Below are 15250 nucleotides of genomic sequence, written 5' to 3' on the forward strand. Positions count from 1 at the left end.
GAACATGGCAACCAAAAAACTGAAAGGACTCGGCCGCGGCCTCGACGCTCTGCTCGGCGGCGACAGCGCACCGGAAGCAGCCAGCGCGCAACTGCCGTCGACCCTGAAGGTCGACCAGATCCAGGCCGGCAAGTACCAGCCGCGCACGCGCATGGACGAAACCAGCCTGTCCGAGCTGGCCGCCTCGATCAAGACCCAGGGCATCATGCAGCCGGTGCTGGTGCGTCCGCTGGGAAGCAACGGCCCGGTGCCGTACGAGATCATCGCCGGCGAACGGCGCTTCCGCGCCGCGCAGATGGCCGGGCTGGAAGAGATTCCAGTCTTGGTGCGCGAAGTCGACGACCAGGCCGCGGCCGCGATGGCACTGATCGAGAACATCCAGCGTGAAGACCTGAACCCGCTGGAAGAAGCACAGGGTATCCAAAGGTTGATCTCGGATTTCAATTTCACCCACGAACAGGCGGCGCACGCGGTCGGCCGCTCGCGCAGCGCCGTGTCGAACCTGCTGCGCCTGATTAACCTGGCGCAGCCGGTACAGACCATGCTGATGGCGGGCGACATCGACATGGGCCACGCCCGCGCCTTGCTGGCGGTGGACAGCGCGAACCAGATCACGCTGGCCACCCACGTCGTCGCCAAGCGCCTGTCGGTGCGCGAGACCGAAAAGCTGGTGGCGCGCGCGATCGAAGAGCAGAATGCCCCGGCCGCGCCGGCGCGCGCCAGGGACAAGGCGGGCGACATCGTGCGCCTCGAAGAAGAACTGTCCGACCACCTGGCCACCCCGGTCATGTTCAAGATGGGCGCCAAGGGCAAAGGCCAATTGATCATCGACTTCGCCGACCTCGACATCCTCGACGGCGTGCTGGCGCGCCTGCGCGCCTAGCGAATCAGGCAGGCTACCCGATTGCCGGCGGTAGCCTGCCATGTCAGACCCGGTCAGCGCGTACTTACTCCGGCACTGATTGTCAACTCCGCCGCAACGCGGCAACACAGCTTAAGTAACTGAAAATATTACTGATTCAGACCATAACGTGTCACATTTCCGTCATCTTTACGGCACAGTTATAAGTTGGGAATCGTTTGACTCACGTCCGTATAACCACTTATAATTCCGGCGATTCATGTAATTACCACATCGTAGTACGCCCAAAATACGCTGGCCAGACCTAAAAAAACATGCTGCGTATCGTTTCCCTGCAGTTACTCGCAACAGTCGTCGCTGGCGCCATCGCCGCACTTCTGGGGGGCTGGGCTGCGATGTTTTCGGCAATACTGGGCGGTTTGTGTTGTGTAGTGCCCAACAGCATCATGGCAGTTCGCCTGTTTGCCAACGCCCACAAGGCGGGCGGGGCGAGTCCTGCCGCATTCTTCATCTGGGAATTTGTAAAGATTATTCTGACGGTGGCGCTTTTGTTCGTCACCGCCAAGCTGTACCACGATCTGAACTGGCTGGCGCTACTCGCCGGGTTCATCGTGGCGCTGAAGAGTTACATCATCTTATTATTTAGGCACTGACACATGGCGACCCCAATCGAACACGGCGCAGCGCACGCCCCGACCCCGTCCGAGTACATCACTCACCACCTCGGCCACCTGTCGAACAAGCACCAGGACTTCGTGGTGGACTTCAGCGTCTTCAACTACGATACCATCTTCTGGTCGATCGCGATGGGCGTGGTCGGTTCCCTGTTCATGTGGATGGCCGCCCGTAAGGCCACCTCGGGCGTGCCGGGCCGCTTCCAGGCTGCCGTCGAGCTGCTGGTCGAGATGGTCGAAGACCAGTCGAAGTCGATCGTGCACGGCGACCGCAGCTTCATCGCCCCGGCCGCACTGACCGTGTTCGTCTGGGTCGCCCTGATGAACTCGCTGGACTTCCTGCCGGTCGACATGTTCTCGTCGTTCTTCAACGCCGTTGGCCTGGGCGAAGCGATTCCTTACCACCGCGTGGTCCCGACCGCCGACCTGAACGGCACCCTGGGCATTTCCCTCGGCGTGCTGGCCCTGATGCTGTACTACAGCGTCAAGATCAAGGGCCTGGGCGGCTGGATCCACGAACTGTTCGCAGCTCCGTTCGGCATCTGGATGGCGCCGTTCAACCTGCTGTTGAACATCATCGAATACGCAGCAAAAACCGTGTCGCTCGGTATGCGACTGTTCGGCAACATGTACGCCGGTGAGCTGCTGTTCCTCTTGATTGCTCTGCTCGGCTCCATGGCCACCGTCTTCGGTGTGGTTGGTCACATCATCGCGGGTTCGATCTGGGCGATCTTCCACATCCTGATCGTGTTCCTGCAGGCATTCATTTTCATGATGCTGACGCTGGTGTATATCGGTCAGGCCCATGAAGGCCACTGATCGGCGCCGCAAGCATCGAACAAGATAGTGGTTGTAAAGAAGTTGTAGTTTTTAATCTAGTTTTTAATTTAACTTTTGGAGTTTCACATGACTGACCTTTCTTTCGTTGCACTGGCTTGCGGTTTGATCATCGGCCTGGGCGCCATCGGTGCTTGCATCGGTATCGCCATCATGGGCGGTAAATACCTGGAAGCTTCGGCACGTCAGCCAGAACTGATGAACACCCTGCAGACCAAGATGTTCCTGCTGGCTGGTCTGATCGACGCGGCATTCCTGATCGGCGTCGGTATCGCCATGCTGTTCGTGTTCGCACGTCCATTCAGCTAATCAAGCAACGTTTGATCTGAAGCGCCGAACCTTCCTGGTTCGGCATCCGTTTTTGTGAGAAGGAATTTACCGTGAACATCAACGCAACGTTGTTTGTGCAGTTCGGTGTGTTCTTCATCCTGGCGCTGTTCACGATGAAATTCGTGTGGCCGCCGCTGATGAAGGCGCTCGACGAGCGCGCCGCGAAGATTGCAAGTGGTCTGGCAGCTGCCGACCGTGGCAAGGCCGACCTGGCCGCCGCCGAAAAGCGTGTGCAGACCGAACTGGCCGGCGCCCGTGACGAAGTCCAGAAGCGCATCAACGACGCCGAAAAGCGCGCTGCTGCGATCATCGAAGAAGCCAAGCGCACCGCCGCCGAAGAAGGCGCGCGCATCGTTGCCGCTGCCAAGGCCGACGCCGAACAGCAAGTGACGCGCGCGCGCGAAGAACTGCGTGGCCAGGTCGCGACCCTCGCGGTTGCCGGCGCCGAGCAGATCCTGAAGCGTGAAGTGAACGCAGCGGCCCACGCCGACCTGCTGTCGAAACTGTCGACCGAGCTCTGATCATGGCAGAACTCGCAACCGTCGCCCGCCCTTACGCCGAAGCGCTGTTCCGTGTCGCCCAAACCGGCGACATGAACGCGTGGTCGGCCATTGCGTCGGAACTGGGCCAGATCGGCGCCATTCCCGATGTGCAGGCCTTCGCCAGCAATCCGAACGTCAAGCACGCACAACTGGCGGACACGATTGCGTCGCTGGTCAAGGCTCCGCTGAACGCTGAAGCGAAGAACTTCATCGCGATGCTGGCCGAGAACGGCCGCATCAACCTGCTGCCCGAGATCGGCGCCCAGTTCGCCGTCCTCAAGAACGCGAGCGAAGGCGCTGCCGACGCCGCGATCTACAGCGCGTTCGAGATCTCGAGCGAACAGGTCGCAAGCCTGGTCGCCACGCTGGAAAAGAAATTTGGCCGCAAGCTGAACCCAACGGTAACAGTGGATCCTTCGCTGATCGGTGGTGTGCGCGTGGTCGTTGGTGACGAAGTGCTCGATACCTCGGTGCGCGCCAAGCTGCAACAGATGCATGTTGCGCTGGCGTCGTAACCTGAGCCGCATCGCACTCGCAAGCCGGCGTTCCCGCCCTTGCCCTACGCATCAAGAAACTATAATTGGAGTTAGCAAGCATGCAACTTAACCCATCTGAAATCAGCGAGCTGATCAAGAGCCGGATCCAGGGCCTGGAAGGTTCGGCCGACGTCCGCAACCAAGGCACCGTGATCTCGGTCGCCGACGGTATCTGCCGCATCCACGGTCTGTCGGACGTGATGCAGGGCGAGATGCTGGAATTCCCTGGCAACACCTTCGGTCTGGCGATGAACCTCGAGCGCGACTCGGTCGGCGCCGTGATCCTGGGTGCTTACGAGCACATCTCGGAAGGCGACACCGTCAAGACCACCGGCCGCATCCTGGAAGTGCCGATCGGTCCGGAACTGCGTGGCCGCGTCGTCAACGCGCTGGGCCAGCCTATCGACGGCAAGGGCCCGATTGCCACCACCCTGACCGCGCCGATCGAAAAGATCGCGCCGGGCGTCATCGCCCGTGAGTCGGTGTCGCAGCCTATGCAGACCGGCATCAAGTCGATCGACGCGATGGTGCCGATCGGCCGTGGCCAGCGTGAGCTGATCATTGGCGACCGCCAGACCGGTAAATCGGCTGTTGCTGTCGACGCGATCATCAACCAGAAGGGTCAAGGCGTCACCTGCGTGTACGTCGCGATCGGCCAGAAGGCTTCGACCATCAAGAACATCGTGCGTTCGCTGGAACAGCACGGCGCGATGGAATACACGATCGTCGTCGCCGCATCGGCGTCGGAATCGGCAGCAATGCAATACATCTCGGCCTACTCGGGCTGCGCGATGGGCGAATACTTCCGCGACCGCGGCGAAGACGCGCTGATCGTGTACGACGACCTGTCGAAGCAAGCCGTTGCTTACCGCCAGATTTCGCTGCTGCTGCGCCGCCCACCAGGCCGCGAAGCCTACCCAGGCGACGTGTTCTACCTGCACAGCCGTCTGCTGGAACGCGCAGCGCGCGTCAACGCCGACTACGTCGAGAAGTTCACCAACGGCGCCGTCACCGGCAAGACCGGTTCGCTGACCGCACTGCCGATCATCGAAACCCAGGCTGGCGACGTCTCGGCATTCGTGCCGACCAACGTGATTTCGATTACCGACGGCCAGATCTTCCTGGAGACCTCGCTGTTCAACGCCGGTATCCGTCCTGCGATCAACGCCGGTATCTCGGTGTCGCGCGTCGGTGGCGCCGCCCAGACCAAGGTCATCAAGGGCCTGTCGGGCGGTATCCGTACCGACCTGGCGCAGTACCGTGAACTGGCTGCGTTCGCGCAGTTCGCATCGGACCTGGACGAGTCGACCCGCAAGCAGCTGGACCGTGGCGCGCGCGTCACCGAATTGCTGAAGCAGCCGCAGTTCTCGCCGCTGTCGACCTCGGCAATGGCCGCGTCGCTGTTCGCCGTCAACAAGGGCTACCTGGACGATATCGAAGTCAAGAAAGTGCTGCCGTTCGAACATGGCCTGCACGCTTTCCTGAAGTCGGGTCACGCTGCGCTGATGCAGAAGATCGACGACACCAAGCAACTGGACAAGGACAGCGAAGCAGCTCTCGCGGCCGCCGTTGCTGACTTCAAGAAATCCGGCGCATATTAATCGTCAAGCCGGCGTCGTGTGAGCACGACGCCGGTGCGCGCAAGGAGTAAGGACTCATGGCAGCAGGCAAAGAGATTCGTGGCAAGATCAAGAGCGTAGAGAATACGAAGAAGATCACCAAGGCGATGGAAATGGTCGCCGCATCGAAAATGCGCAAGGCGCAGGATCGCATGCGCGCCGCCCGTCCCTATAGTGACAAGGTTCGTAACATCACCGCCAATCTGGCCACTGCAAACCCGGAGTACACGCACGCGTTCATGGCGCAAGCCAAGCACGTGCAGGCAAAGGCTGTGGGCTTCATCGTCGTCACGACCGACAAAGGTCTGTGCGGCGGCATGAACACCAACATCCTGCGTCAGGTAACGCAGAAAGCGCGTGAGCAGGAACTGGCGGGCAACCGCGTCGAGGCAGTTGCGATTGGCAACAAGGGCCTGGGCTTCCTGAACCGCGTCGGCATGAAGCTGGTGTCGCAAGTGACCCAGCTGGGCGATGCGCCGCACCTGGAAAAACTGATCGGCCCGGTGAAAGTGATGCTGGACGCGTACCAGGAAGGCAAGCTGGACGCCGTCTACCTGTGCTACACCAAGTTCATCAACACGATGAAACAGGAACCGATGGTCGAGCAACTGCTCCCGCTGCCAGCCGCCACGCTGAAAGCCGATGCAGGCGCCACCAGCTGGGACTACATCTACGAACCGGAAGCGCAAGTCGTCATCGACGAGCTGCTGGTGCGTTACGTGGAAGCGCTGGTGTACCAGGCAGTTGCCGAAAACCTGGCGTCCGAGCAATCGGCACGCATGGTCGCAATGAAGGCCGCGAGCGATAACGCCGGCAGCGTCATCAGCGACCTTAAGCTGGTCTACAACAAGACCCGCCAGGCTGCGATTACCAAAGAACTCTCCGAGATCGTTTCCGGCGCAGCAGCCGTTTAAACGATCAAGTAAAAGAATCTAACTATATATCTGAAGGAACGAACATGGCTGAAGGCAAAATCGTTCAGTGTATCGGCGCCGTGGTTGACGTGGAATTCCCACGTAACGCCATGCCGAAAGTGTACGACGCACTGAAAATGGAAGGCTCGGACCTGACCCTGGAAGTCCAGCAACAGCTGGGCGACGGCGTGGTCCGCACCATTGCTCTGGGCAGCTCGGACGGCATGCGTCGCGGCATGGTCATCCAGAACACCGGCCGTCCAATCATGGTCCCGGTCGGCACCCCGACCCTGGGCCGCATCATGGACGTGCTGGGCAACCCGATCGACGAATGCGGTCCGGTCAGCCATGAACGCATGGCCTCGATCCACCGTGACGCGCCTGCGTACGACGAACTGTCGCCATCGACCGACCTGCTGGAAACCGGCATCAAGGTCATCGACCTGGTGTGCCCGTTCGCCAAGGGCGGTAAAGTCGGCCTGTTCGGCGGTGCCGGCGTCGGCAAGACCGTCAACATGATGGAACTGATCAACAACATCGCCAAGGCACACTCGGGTCTGTCCGTGTTCGCCGGCGTGGGCGAGCGTACCCGTGAAGGTAACGACTTCTACCACGAAATGGCCGATGCCAAGGTCGTCGACCTGGAAAACCCGGCCAACTCGAAAGTGGCGATGGTCTACGGTCAGATGAACGAACCACCAGGCAACCGTCTGCGCGTCGCGCTGACCGGTCTGACCATGGCGGAAGCGTTCCGTGACGAAGGCAAGGACGTTCTGTTCTTCGTCGACAACATCTACCGCTACACCCTGGCCGGTACCGAAGTCTCGGCACTGCTGGGCCGTATGCCGTCGGCGGTGGGCTACCAGCCGACCCTGGCCGAAGAGATGGGCCGCCTGCAAGAGCGCATCACCTCGACCAAGACCGGTTCGATCACCTCGATCCAGGCCGTGTACGTCCCTGCGGATGACTTGACCGACCCGTCGCCAGCCACCACCTTCGCCCACCTGGACTCGACCGTCGTTCTGTCGCGTGACATCGCTTCGCTGGGTATCTACCCTGCGGTCGACCCGCTCGATTCGACCTCGCGCCAGCTGGATCCGCTGGTCGTCGGCGAAGAGCACTACGCCACCGCGCGCGCCGTGCAGAACACCCTGCAGCGCTACAAGGAACTGCGCGACATCATCGCGATTCTGGGCATGGACGAACTGGCGCCGGAAGACAAGCTGGTCGTCGCACGCGCTCGCAAGATGCAGCGTTTCCTGTCGCAGCCGTTCCACGTCGCCGAAGTCTTCACCGGCGCACCGGGCAAGTACGTTTCGCTGAAAGACACGATCAAGGGCTTCAAGATGATCGCATCGGGCGAACTGGACCACCTGCCGGAACAAGCGTTCTACATGGTCGGCACGATCGAAGAAGCCATCGAGAAAGCCAAGAAACTGGCTGCCTAAGTCGGCGTCTTCTAAAGGACACACATGGCAACTACATTTCAAGTGGACGTGGTCTCGGCCGAAGAGCAGATCTTCTCCGGCCAGGCCGAATTCGTCGCGCTGCCGGGTGAAACGGGTGAGCTGGGTATCTACCCACGCCACACCCCGCTGATCACGCGCATCCGCCCGGGTGCGGTGCGCATCCAGACCGTCAACGGCGGCGAAGAGTTCGTCTTCGTGGCCGGCGGTATCCTGGAAGTGCAGCCGAACGGCGTCACCGTGCTGGCCGACACCGCGATCCGCGGTGGCGACCTGGACGAAGCGAAAGCGACGGCCGCCAAGAAGCAAGCCGAAGAACTGATGCTGAACAAGGATTCGAAGATCGACTACGCGAAAGCCCAGGCCGAAATGGCCGCGGCGATCGCGCAGCTGGCGGCGATCCAGAAGCTGCGTTCGAAAGGCCGTTGAGCTGTACAAGCTCGGCAAACAAAGGGGCAGCCTGCGGGCTGCCTTTTTTTTCATCTGCAGCGCCTGTGGGCACGCTTCCGGGGCGCCGAAAACACCGTCTGTCGGCCTGCCGTGCCGCTCGTCGAAATCTGCTCGCGCTGTCCATACGGCAGAGTTACAGTAACAAGATCACAATGCATACAGAAAGTTGGCCGATCATGTTCAAGCGCTGCGCCGTCGCCGTTGCCGTTCTCTTCCTGTCGCATCCCGCCGCCGCGCAGCCGCTGGCGGCGCAGATCGATGCGCTGTTCAAGCCGCAGTACAAGCCGCACCAGCCGGGCGCCACGGTCATCGTGGTCAAGAACGGCAAGACCATCCTGCGCAAGGCCTACGGCGCCGCCGACCTGGCCGCGAACAGGCCGCTCACGCCCGGCACCGTGCTGCGCCTGGGCTCGATCACCAAGCAGTTCACGGCGGCGGCGATCCTGCTGCTGGCCGACGAAGGCAAGCTGGCCCTGAACGACCCGATCACGCGCTTCTTTCCCGACTATCCGCTGGGCGGCAAGACCGTCACGATCGAGCACCTGCTGACGCACACGTCCGGCATCGTCAGTTTCACCGGCAAGCCATCCTATGGCGCCAACATGGCCACCGACTTCAGCGTGGCCCAGATGATCGACGGCTTCAAGAACGATCCGCTCGAGTTCGAGCCGGGCACGCAGTACCGCTACAACAACAGCGGCTACTTCCTGCTCGGCGCGATCATCGAGAAGGTGTCGGGGCTCACTTACGCCCAGTTCCTGGAGCGGCGCATCTTCACGCCGCTGGGGATGAAGGACACCGCATTCGAAGGCCACGAGCGCTCGCGGGCCCCGCGCGCGGCCGGCTACAGCAAGGAAGAGCAAGGCTTTGTCCCTGCCAAAAAACTGAGCATGACGCAGCCGTACGCTGCCGGTTCGCTGGTGTCGACCGTCGACGACCTGGCGCGCTGGGACGCCGCGATCGGCGCCGGCCGCCTGCTCACGCCCGCGAGCTGGAAGATGGCCTTCAAGCCCTACATGCTCACGCCGCAGAAGTCGACCGATTACGGCTACGGCTGGCACGTCGGCACCTTGCAGGGCGTTCCCGTGATCGACCATGGCGGCGGCATCAATGGCTTCAGCACCTATGCGCTGCGCCTGCCGCAGCAGAAGGTGTTCGTGGCGGTGCTGGCCAATGCCGACAGCGGCGGTCCCGATCCGGAGGTGCTGGCCAAGAAGGCGGCGGCGCTGGCGATCGGCAAGCCGTTCGCCGAGCACAAGGCGATCACGCTGGACGCCAGGGCGCTGCAAGCGTTCGTGGGCGACTATGAGACCGATTCGAACGACAAGCGCAGCTTCACCGTGCGCGACGGGGTGCTGGTGATGCAGCGCGGGCAGGGCAGGGCGCATCCGCTGAAGGCGTTCGCGCCGAATGGGTTCTTCATTCCGGGATCGCTGGCGCAGTTCGAATTCGAGCGCGATGCGGGCGGCAAGGTGACGCACATGACCATGACGCAGGATGATTCGGTGCGGCGCAGCGCGCGCTTGCCGTGAGCCATGCGGATGCAGCGAGCGCTGACTTACGGCTGAGTGAACCTGGTTTGCCGCCTGCGCGGGGACGAGGGTTTCGAGGCTGGCAATTAACGCAATTGTGCAGAACCGCCTGTTTAAAAACCGTCTTCCCCGGGCTAGGCGCCCCCCTTGGCGGGGACCCAAGTCCGTCGCAGATTGATAGCGCTGAACCGGATCAACGGCGCAAACCTGATAAGCTGGGCGTAACGACAACATCCCAAGATGCCCTCATGCGCAGCATTGCCCAAATCCTCCGCGACAGCAAAACCATCGCCATCGTCGGCATGTCCGACAAGCCCGAGCGCGCCAGCAACGAAGTAGGCGCCTACTTGCAGCAAGCCGGCTACCGCATCGTCCCGGTCAACCCCGCCTGCGCCGGCCAGACCATCCACGGCGAGCAGGTCTACGCCACCCTGCAGGAGGCCGCCGACGCCCTGGCCGCCGACGGCCAGCGCATCGACATCGTCGACTGCTTCCGCAAGTCCGAAGACATCCCGCCGATCGCACGCGACGCGATCGCGGTACGTGCCGGTTGCCTGTGGATGCAGCTCGAGATCGAGAACCAGCAGGCGGCCGACCTGGCGCGCGCCGCCGGGCTGGACGTGGTGATGAACCACTGCATCAAGATCGAGCACCGCAGCCTGAACGCCTGAGACCAGGCGGCCGGCGCCGGCGTCCTTACGCTACAATCATGGCCACTCAACCGCCTGTGGATAATTCGCCATGATCAAGACCGCCGCCGCGCTGCTCGCCACGTTTGCTGCCCTCAGCGTCACCCAGCCCGCCCGCGCCCAGGCGGCGCCGGTCGCCGCGCTGACCAAGAGCCCGGCCGCCTGCCCGGCGCTGCTCAAGCACAGCTTCAAGCGCCTGCAGGACGAAGCGCCGCAGGACCTGTGCCAGTACGCCGGCAAGGTGGTGCTGGTGGTGAACACGGCCAGCTACTGCGGCTACACCAAGCAGTACGAAGGCCTGGAAAAGATCTACTCGAAGTACGCCGGCCGCGGTTTCGTGGTGCTGGGCTTCCCGTCGAACGACTTCAACCAGGAGTCGAGCAACGCCAAGGAAATCGCCGACCTGTGCTTCAACACCTACGGCGTCAAGTTCCCGATGTTCGCCACCACCTCGGTCAAGGGACCGCAAGCCAATCCGCTGCACGCCAGCCTGATCAAGCTGACCGGCCAGGAACCGAAGTGGAACTTCAACAAATACCTGATCGGCCGCGACGGCAATGTGATCGAATACTTCCCGAGCAAGGTCGCGCCGGAAGACAAGCAGCTGACCAGCAAGATCGAAGCAGCGCTCTAATCGTAGGGTTGGCGGCTTCGCCGCCGACGCGGTGGTCGTTAGCCGCCAGATCATCCGGCGCGAAGTCGGAGCCGGTAACAATCACCGCGTGAGCGGCATAGCCGCCAACCCTACATAAGCACAACAACTATCTCTTAATAACCCACACTAATAGCGTGGGTATTTTGATCTACATCAACGTTTTTTCATCGTCTCATCAATAAGCTTACCTCTGTCGCATATGACATAGACGAAAGGTAAGAAAAAAATGAAAACGATGATGAAATCCGTGGTGGTGGCCCTGATCGCTGTGGCAGCTTCGCAGGCAATTGCCCAGGAATCCCCGTGGCTGGTGCGCGCCCGCGCCGTCTACATCGACCCGGACAACAAATCGACCCCGGTCGGCGGTGTGGGCGCTTCCGACCGCATCGACGTCGAAACCAAGACCATTCCTGAACTGGACATCAGCTACTTCTTCACGCCGCACATCTCGGCCGAGCTGATCCTGACTTATCCACAGAAGCACAAGGTGCGCCTCGACGGCGCCGAGATCGGCAGCTTCAAGCACCTGCCGCCGACCCTGACCGCCCAGTACCACTTCGCGCCGGGCGCCACCATCAATCCGTACGTCGGCGTGGGCGTGAACTACACCCGCATCTCGAAGGTGCGCCTGCTGGACGGCGCCGGCGACCTGGAAAACGACAGCTGGGGCCTGGCGCTGCAAGCCGGCGTCGACTTCCGCATCAACGAGCGCTGGTCGATCAATGCCGACGTCAAGAAAGTGAACATCCGTAGCGACGTGTATGTGGGCGGCGCCAACGCCAGCCACCTGAAGGTCGATCCGGTGCTGTTCGGCCTGGGCGTCGGCTACCGCTTCTAAGCGGATGTTATATGCGCTGCAGCGCCTGGGACAATCTCAGGCGAGGACGGCGCGCAGCGGGCCGCGCAAGGCGTTACAGACGACGATGTCGTCGGCCCGCTCCAGCATCTCGCGCGTGATCACGCGCTCGCTGGCATTCCACGCCGGCGCATCGAGCAGCACGCCGCGCATCACGCCGGGCAGCAAGCCCGAAGCCAAGGGCGGCGTGAACCAGCATGCACCGAAGCGCACGAACACATTGCTGCGCCCACCTTCCGTCAATTCACCGCGCTCGTTGAAGAACAGGGCGTCGAACGCGCCTTGCGCCTCGGCCGCTTTCCAGGCCGTGTCGTAGCGCGTGCGCACGCTCGTCTTGTGGCGCAGGAAGACATCGCCGCTGTACGTGGTTTCATCGGCCAGCACCAGCACCAGCGCCACCGGTTCCTGCAGGGGCGCCAGCGGGCCCGAGCTCAGCGACAGTTCGCCCGCCGGGGACACGGCCAGGCGCAGGCGATGCACCTGGCCGTGGGGCAGGGCCAGGCAGGCATCGGTAAGCATCGTCCGCGCCGCATCGCGCGCGAATGGCACACCGAAATACGCGCACGAGGCCCCGAGCCGATCGAGATGGCGTTCCAGATGGCGCACGCCGTCGTCCCACGATCCGCGCAGCGTTTCGAATAGCTCGAATTCGTTCTGCAGCCCGGTGAGGAAGCGCGCCTTCAACTGGCACTCGGCGTATTCGGCTTGCGCATCGCTGTCGAACACGATGCCGGCGCCGACGCCCAGTTCCCCGCGCCGCACGCCGTTCGCTTCCGGCGCCAGCGCCAGCGTGCGGATCGGCACCGACAGGCAGAAGTCGCCGAACGCCTTGTTATCCACAGGCGGATCGAACCAGCCGATCGCGCCGGTATAGATACCGCGCGCAGCCGGCTCGAGTTCGTGGATGATTTCCATCGTGCGCCGCTTGGGCGCGCCGGTGATCGAGCCGCACGGGTAGAGCGCGGCGAAGATCTCATCCAATGTCGCATCCTCGCGCAAGCGCGCCTGCACGGTGGACGTCATCTGCAGCACGGCGCCGTAGCGCTGCACGTCGAACAGCGCCGGCACCTGCACGCTGCCGGTCTGCGCCACGCGACCGAGGTCGTTGCGCAGCAGGTCGACGATCATCAGGTTCTCGGCGCGGTTCTTGCCGTCGCCCGCCAGCGCCCATGCGCGTTCTTCGTCGATCGCGGCGTCGCCGCTGCTTGGGGCCGTGCCCTTCATCGGCCGCGCCAGCAGCACGCCCGCATCGTGGCGCACGAACAGCTCGGGAGAAAAGGACAGCAGCGCGCCGCCGTCCGGCAGCGACACCAGCGCGCCATACGGCACCGGCTGGCGTGCGCGCAGGCGCGCATACAGGCCAAACAGCGGACCGAAGGCGTCGAAGCGCAGGCGGTAGGTGTAGTTCACCTGATAGGTGTCGCCGGCCGCGATGTAGTCGCGGATGCGGCCGATGGCGTCGACGAATGCCGCTTCGTCGACGTTGGCCGCGATGCCGGCCACGCCGGCCGGCGCGTCGCCGGGCACGCGCGAGGCCAGCCAGGATTCGACCTGGGGCGCAGTCAAGCGCTCGCACCCCGTGAACAGCAGCACCTGGGCCAGCGGTCCGTCCTGCCGGTGCGCCGGCAAACCGTCCAGATGTGCGCCCAGTTCGTAGCTCAGGAGCGGCACCGCATACAGGCCGCGTCCCAGCGCCTCCTGCATTTGCTCCAGCAGCGACGGCCAGCCGGCGGCGTCCTCGCAGCGCAGCGTGCCCGCGTGTCCGGTGTACAGGCGCGAGCGCGCCTCCCCGGCGGCGCGGGCATCGTCGAGCAATGCGAAGACGTCGCCGGACTGCATGATCGTCAGGCAGCCAGCAGCAATGACAGCTGCAGCGACGTGGCCTCAAGCGGGTTGATCTTGAAACCGCTCTTGGCGTAGCGGTGCCAGCGGCCGGTGACGTAGTTCACCAGCAGGCTGGCGCGTGCGGCGACGTCGGCTTCCTGGCCGTGGCCCTGCGTCACCGCCAGGCGCAGCGCGCCCTTGAAGGCCAGTTCGATCTTGTCGTAGAACGCGTTCATGCGGTGCTGCAGGCGCTCGTCCTCGTTGACCAGCACGTCGCCGATCAGCACCCGCGTCATGCCCGGGTTGCTGGCCGCGAAGCCGAGCAGCATGTTGAGCATGGCGTAGGCCTGCTCCATGCCGCCTTCTTCCTTCTCGGTGATCTGGTTGATGACGCCGAACACCGACGACTCGATGAACTCGATCAGTCCTTCGTACATCTGCGCCTTGCTGGCGAAATGACGGTACAGCGCCGCTTCGGACACCGACAGCCGCGCGGCGAGGGCGGCGGTGGTGATTTTCTCTCCCTTGGGCTGCTCGAGCATCGAGGCCAAGGCCTGGAGGATCTGCAGCTTGCGCTGGCCTGGCTTGGTGCTTGCCATGGAAATCCCTAGTAGTTGTTGTGTGTTGTGCGCAGCCTGGATAGCCGTGCTGGAAGTTGCCGCACGGATTTTACTTTGACATTGACGTAACCGGGGCATTTCAGGGTCCGCGGTAGAGGTGCTTTTCCAATCGGGTCGCTCATCTTGAGGTATTGCGTGACCCAGACCGTGCGCAAGCCGAGCTGGCGCGCGGTGCGCAGATTGGCCAGCGTGTCCTCGACCAGGATGCAGCGCTGGGCCGCCACGCCGTGCTTGCGCAGCAGGCGGCGCAGCATCAGTTTCGACGGTTTCGGGCGCAGTTGCCCGTGCACGTGCATGTGCTCGATCGCCACGTGGTGCGAGAAATGGTTGTGCAGCTTCAGGCGGCGCACGATCTCGGTCGAATAGCTGTTCGGCGCATTGGTCAGCAAGATCTTGCGGCCTGGCAGGCGGCGCAGCAGGCGGCCCAGGCCGCGTTCGGCGCGCAGCAGCGCTTCCAGTGGGCCGATGTCGTGGGTCTGCTTCAGGAAATCGGCTGCGCACACCTGGTGGTGGCGGATCATGCCGAGCAGGGTGGCGCCGTAGCGCTGCCAGTAACCGCGCCGGGCGGCGTCGACCATCTCCTGCGTCACCGGGTCGCCGCCGGCGGCGAGCACGCGCGCGATATACGTGTTCATGTTGGCGCTGATGGCCGGGAAGATCGCGTGCGAGGCGTCGTGCAATGTGTTGTCGAGGTCGAACAGCCAGACCGGCGCGCGGATCGACGAAATGGGAGATGAGCTTGCCACAGCAAGGAGGAAGAATGGATTAGCAAGCTGCGATTATAGCCAGCGGCGCATGACGGCGTCATGGCGTGAACTATGGCATGAACTGCGATGCAAGCGGC

17 protein-coding genes are annotated in these 15250 nt (G+C 62.8%); 14 read left to right on the forward strand and 3 right to left on the reverse strand.

Going from position 1 to position 15250, the window contains the following annotated elements:
- Window positions 1–4 precede the first annotated feature (4 nt).
- The 14 genes from QPK27_RS08900 (at window position 5) to QPK27_RS08965 (ending at window position 11944) form a co-directional block, all read left to right on the forward strand.
- Window positions 5–883, forward strand: a complete 879-nt coding sequence (locus QPK27_RS08900; protein WP_290417860.1) for a ParB/RepB/Spo0J family partition protein — start codon at window positions 5–7, stop codon at window positions 881–883.
- Window positions 884–1176: 293 nt separating this feature from the next.
- Window positions 1177–1515 carry an ATP synthase subunit I gene (locus QPK27_RS08905; protein WP_290417861.1) on the forward strand — a complete coding sequence of 113 codons (339 nt, stop codon included), beginning with the start codon at window positions 1177–1179 and terminating at the stop codon, window positions 1513–1515.
- A 3-nt stretch (window positions 1516–1518) separates the two neighbouring features.
- Entirely contained in the window at window positions 1519–2355 is an 837-nt protein-coding gene (atpB, locus tag QPK27_RS08910) for a F0F1 ATP synthase subunit A (protein WP_290417862.1), read from the forward strand.
- Window positions 2356–2442: 87 nt separating this feature from the next.
- On the forward strand, window positions 2443–2682 hold the full coding sequence (gene atpE, locus QPK27_RS08915) for a F0F1 ATP synthase subunit C (RefSeq protein WP_056340707.1): 240 nt from the start codon (window positions 2443–2445) through the stop codon (window positions 2680–2682).
- 71 nt (window positions 2683–2753) lie between these two features.
- Window positions 2754–3224, forward strand: a complete 471-nt coding sequence (locus QPK27_RS08920; RefSeq protein WP_290417864.1) for a F0F1 ATP synthase subunit B — start codon at window positions 2754–2756, stop codon at window positions 3222–3224.
- 2 nt (window positions 3225–3226) lie between these two features.
- Window positions 3227–3760 carry a F0F1 ATP synthase subunit delta gene (locus tag QPK27_RS08925; RefSeq protein WP_290417865.1) on the forward strand — a complete coding sequence of 178 codons (534 nt, stop codon included), beginning with the start codon at window positions 3227–3229 and terminating at the stop codon, window positions 3758–3760.
- An 80-nt stretch (window positions 3761–3840) separates the two neighbouring features.
- On the forward strand, window positions 3841–5382 hold the full coding sequence (gene atpA, locus QPK27_RS08930) for a F0F1 ATP synthase subunit alpha (RefSeq protein WP_290417866.1): 1542 nt from the start codon (window positions 3841–3843) through the stop codon (window positions 5380–5382).
- 56 nt (window positions 5383–5438) lie between these two features.
- Window positions 5439–6314, forward strand: coding sequence for a F0F1 ATP synthase subunit gamma (gene atpG / locus QPK27_RS08935; protein WP_290417867.1), 876 nt, complete (start codon window positions 5439–5441; stop codon window positions 6312–6314).
- Window positions 6315–6358: 44 nt separating this feature from the next.
- Window positions 6359–7762 carry a F0F1 ATP synthase subunit beta gene (gene atpD, locus QPK27_RS08940; RefSeq protein ID WP_290417868.1) on the forward strand — a complete coding sequence of 468 codons (1404 nt, stop codon included), beginning with the start codon at window positions 6359–6361 and terminating at the stop codon, window positions 7760–7762.
- A gap of 24 nt (window positions 7763–7786) precedes the next feature.
- Window positions 7787–8209 (forward strand): F0F1 ATP synthase subunit epsilon, encoded by a 423-nt coding sequence (locus QPK27_RS08945; RefSeq protein WP_290417869.1) that lies wholly within the window; start codon window positions 7787–7789, stop codon window positions 8207–8209.
- Between the two features lie 173 nt (window positions 8210–8382).
- Window positions 8383–9762 carry a serine hydrolase gene (locus QPK27_RS08950; RefSeq protein WP_290417870.1) on the forward strand — a complete coding sequence of 460 codons (1380 nt, stop codon included), beginning with the start codon at window positions 8383–8385 and terminating at the stop codon, window positions 9760–9762.
- Window positions 9763–10010: 248 nt separating this feature from the next.
- Window positions 10011–10433 (forward strand): CoA-binding protein, encoded by a 423-nt coding sequence (locus QPK27_RS08955; protein ID WP_290417871.1) that lies wholly within the window; start codon window positions 10011–10013, stop codon window positions 10431–10433.
- Window positions 10434–10503: 70 nt separating this feature from the next.
- Window positions 10504–11085 (forward strand): glutathione peroxidase, encoded by a 582-nt coding sequence (locus QPK27_RS08960; RefSeq protein WP_290417872.1) that lies wholly within the window; start codon window positions 10504–10506, stop codon window positions 11083–11085.
- A 247-nt stretch (window positions 11086–11332) separates the two neighbouring features.
- Window positions 11333–11944, forward strand: coding sequence for an OmpW family protein (locus QPK27_RS08965; protein ID WP_290417873.1), 612 nt, complete (start codon window positions 11333–11335; stop codon window positions 11942–11944).
- Window positions 11945–11980: 36 nt separating this feature from the next.
- Here the strand turns inward: QPK27_RS08965 and pabB are convergent, their stop codons facing one another.
- From pabB to QPK27_RS08980, 3 genes are read right to left on the reverse strand one after another with little or no spacing between them, the layout of a single operon-like run.
- Window positions 11981–13801 (reverse strand): aminodeoxychorismate synthase component I, encoded by a 1821-nt coding sequence (gene pabB / locus QPK27_RS08970; RefSeq protein WP_290417874.1) that lies wholly within the window; start codon window positions 13799–13801, stop codon window positions 11981–11983.
- A 5-nt stretch (window positions 13802–13806) separates the two neighbouring features.
- A complete protein-coding gene (slmA, locus tag QPK27_RS08975) occupies window positions 13807–14385 on the reverse strand; it encodes a nucleoid occlusion factor SlmA (protein ID WP_290417875.1) in 579 nt (192 codons plus the stop codon).
- Window positions 14386–14393: 8 nt separating this feature from the next.
- Entirely contained in the window at window positions 14394–15152 is a 759-nt protein-coding gene (locus QPK27_RS08980; protein WP_290417876.1) for a pyrimidine 5'-nucleotidase, read from the reverse strand.
- Window positions 15153–15250: the final 98 nt, after the last annotated feature.

It is taken from the genome of Massilia sp. YIM B02443 (assembly GCF_030411955.1).
Lineage (GTDB): Bacteria > Pseudomonadota > Gammaproteobacteria > Burkholderiales > Burkholderiaceae_D > Telluria.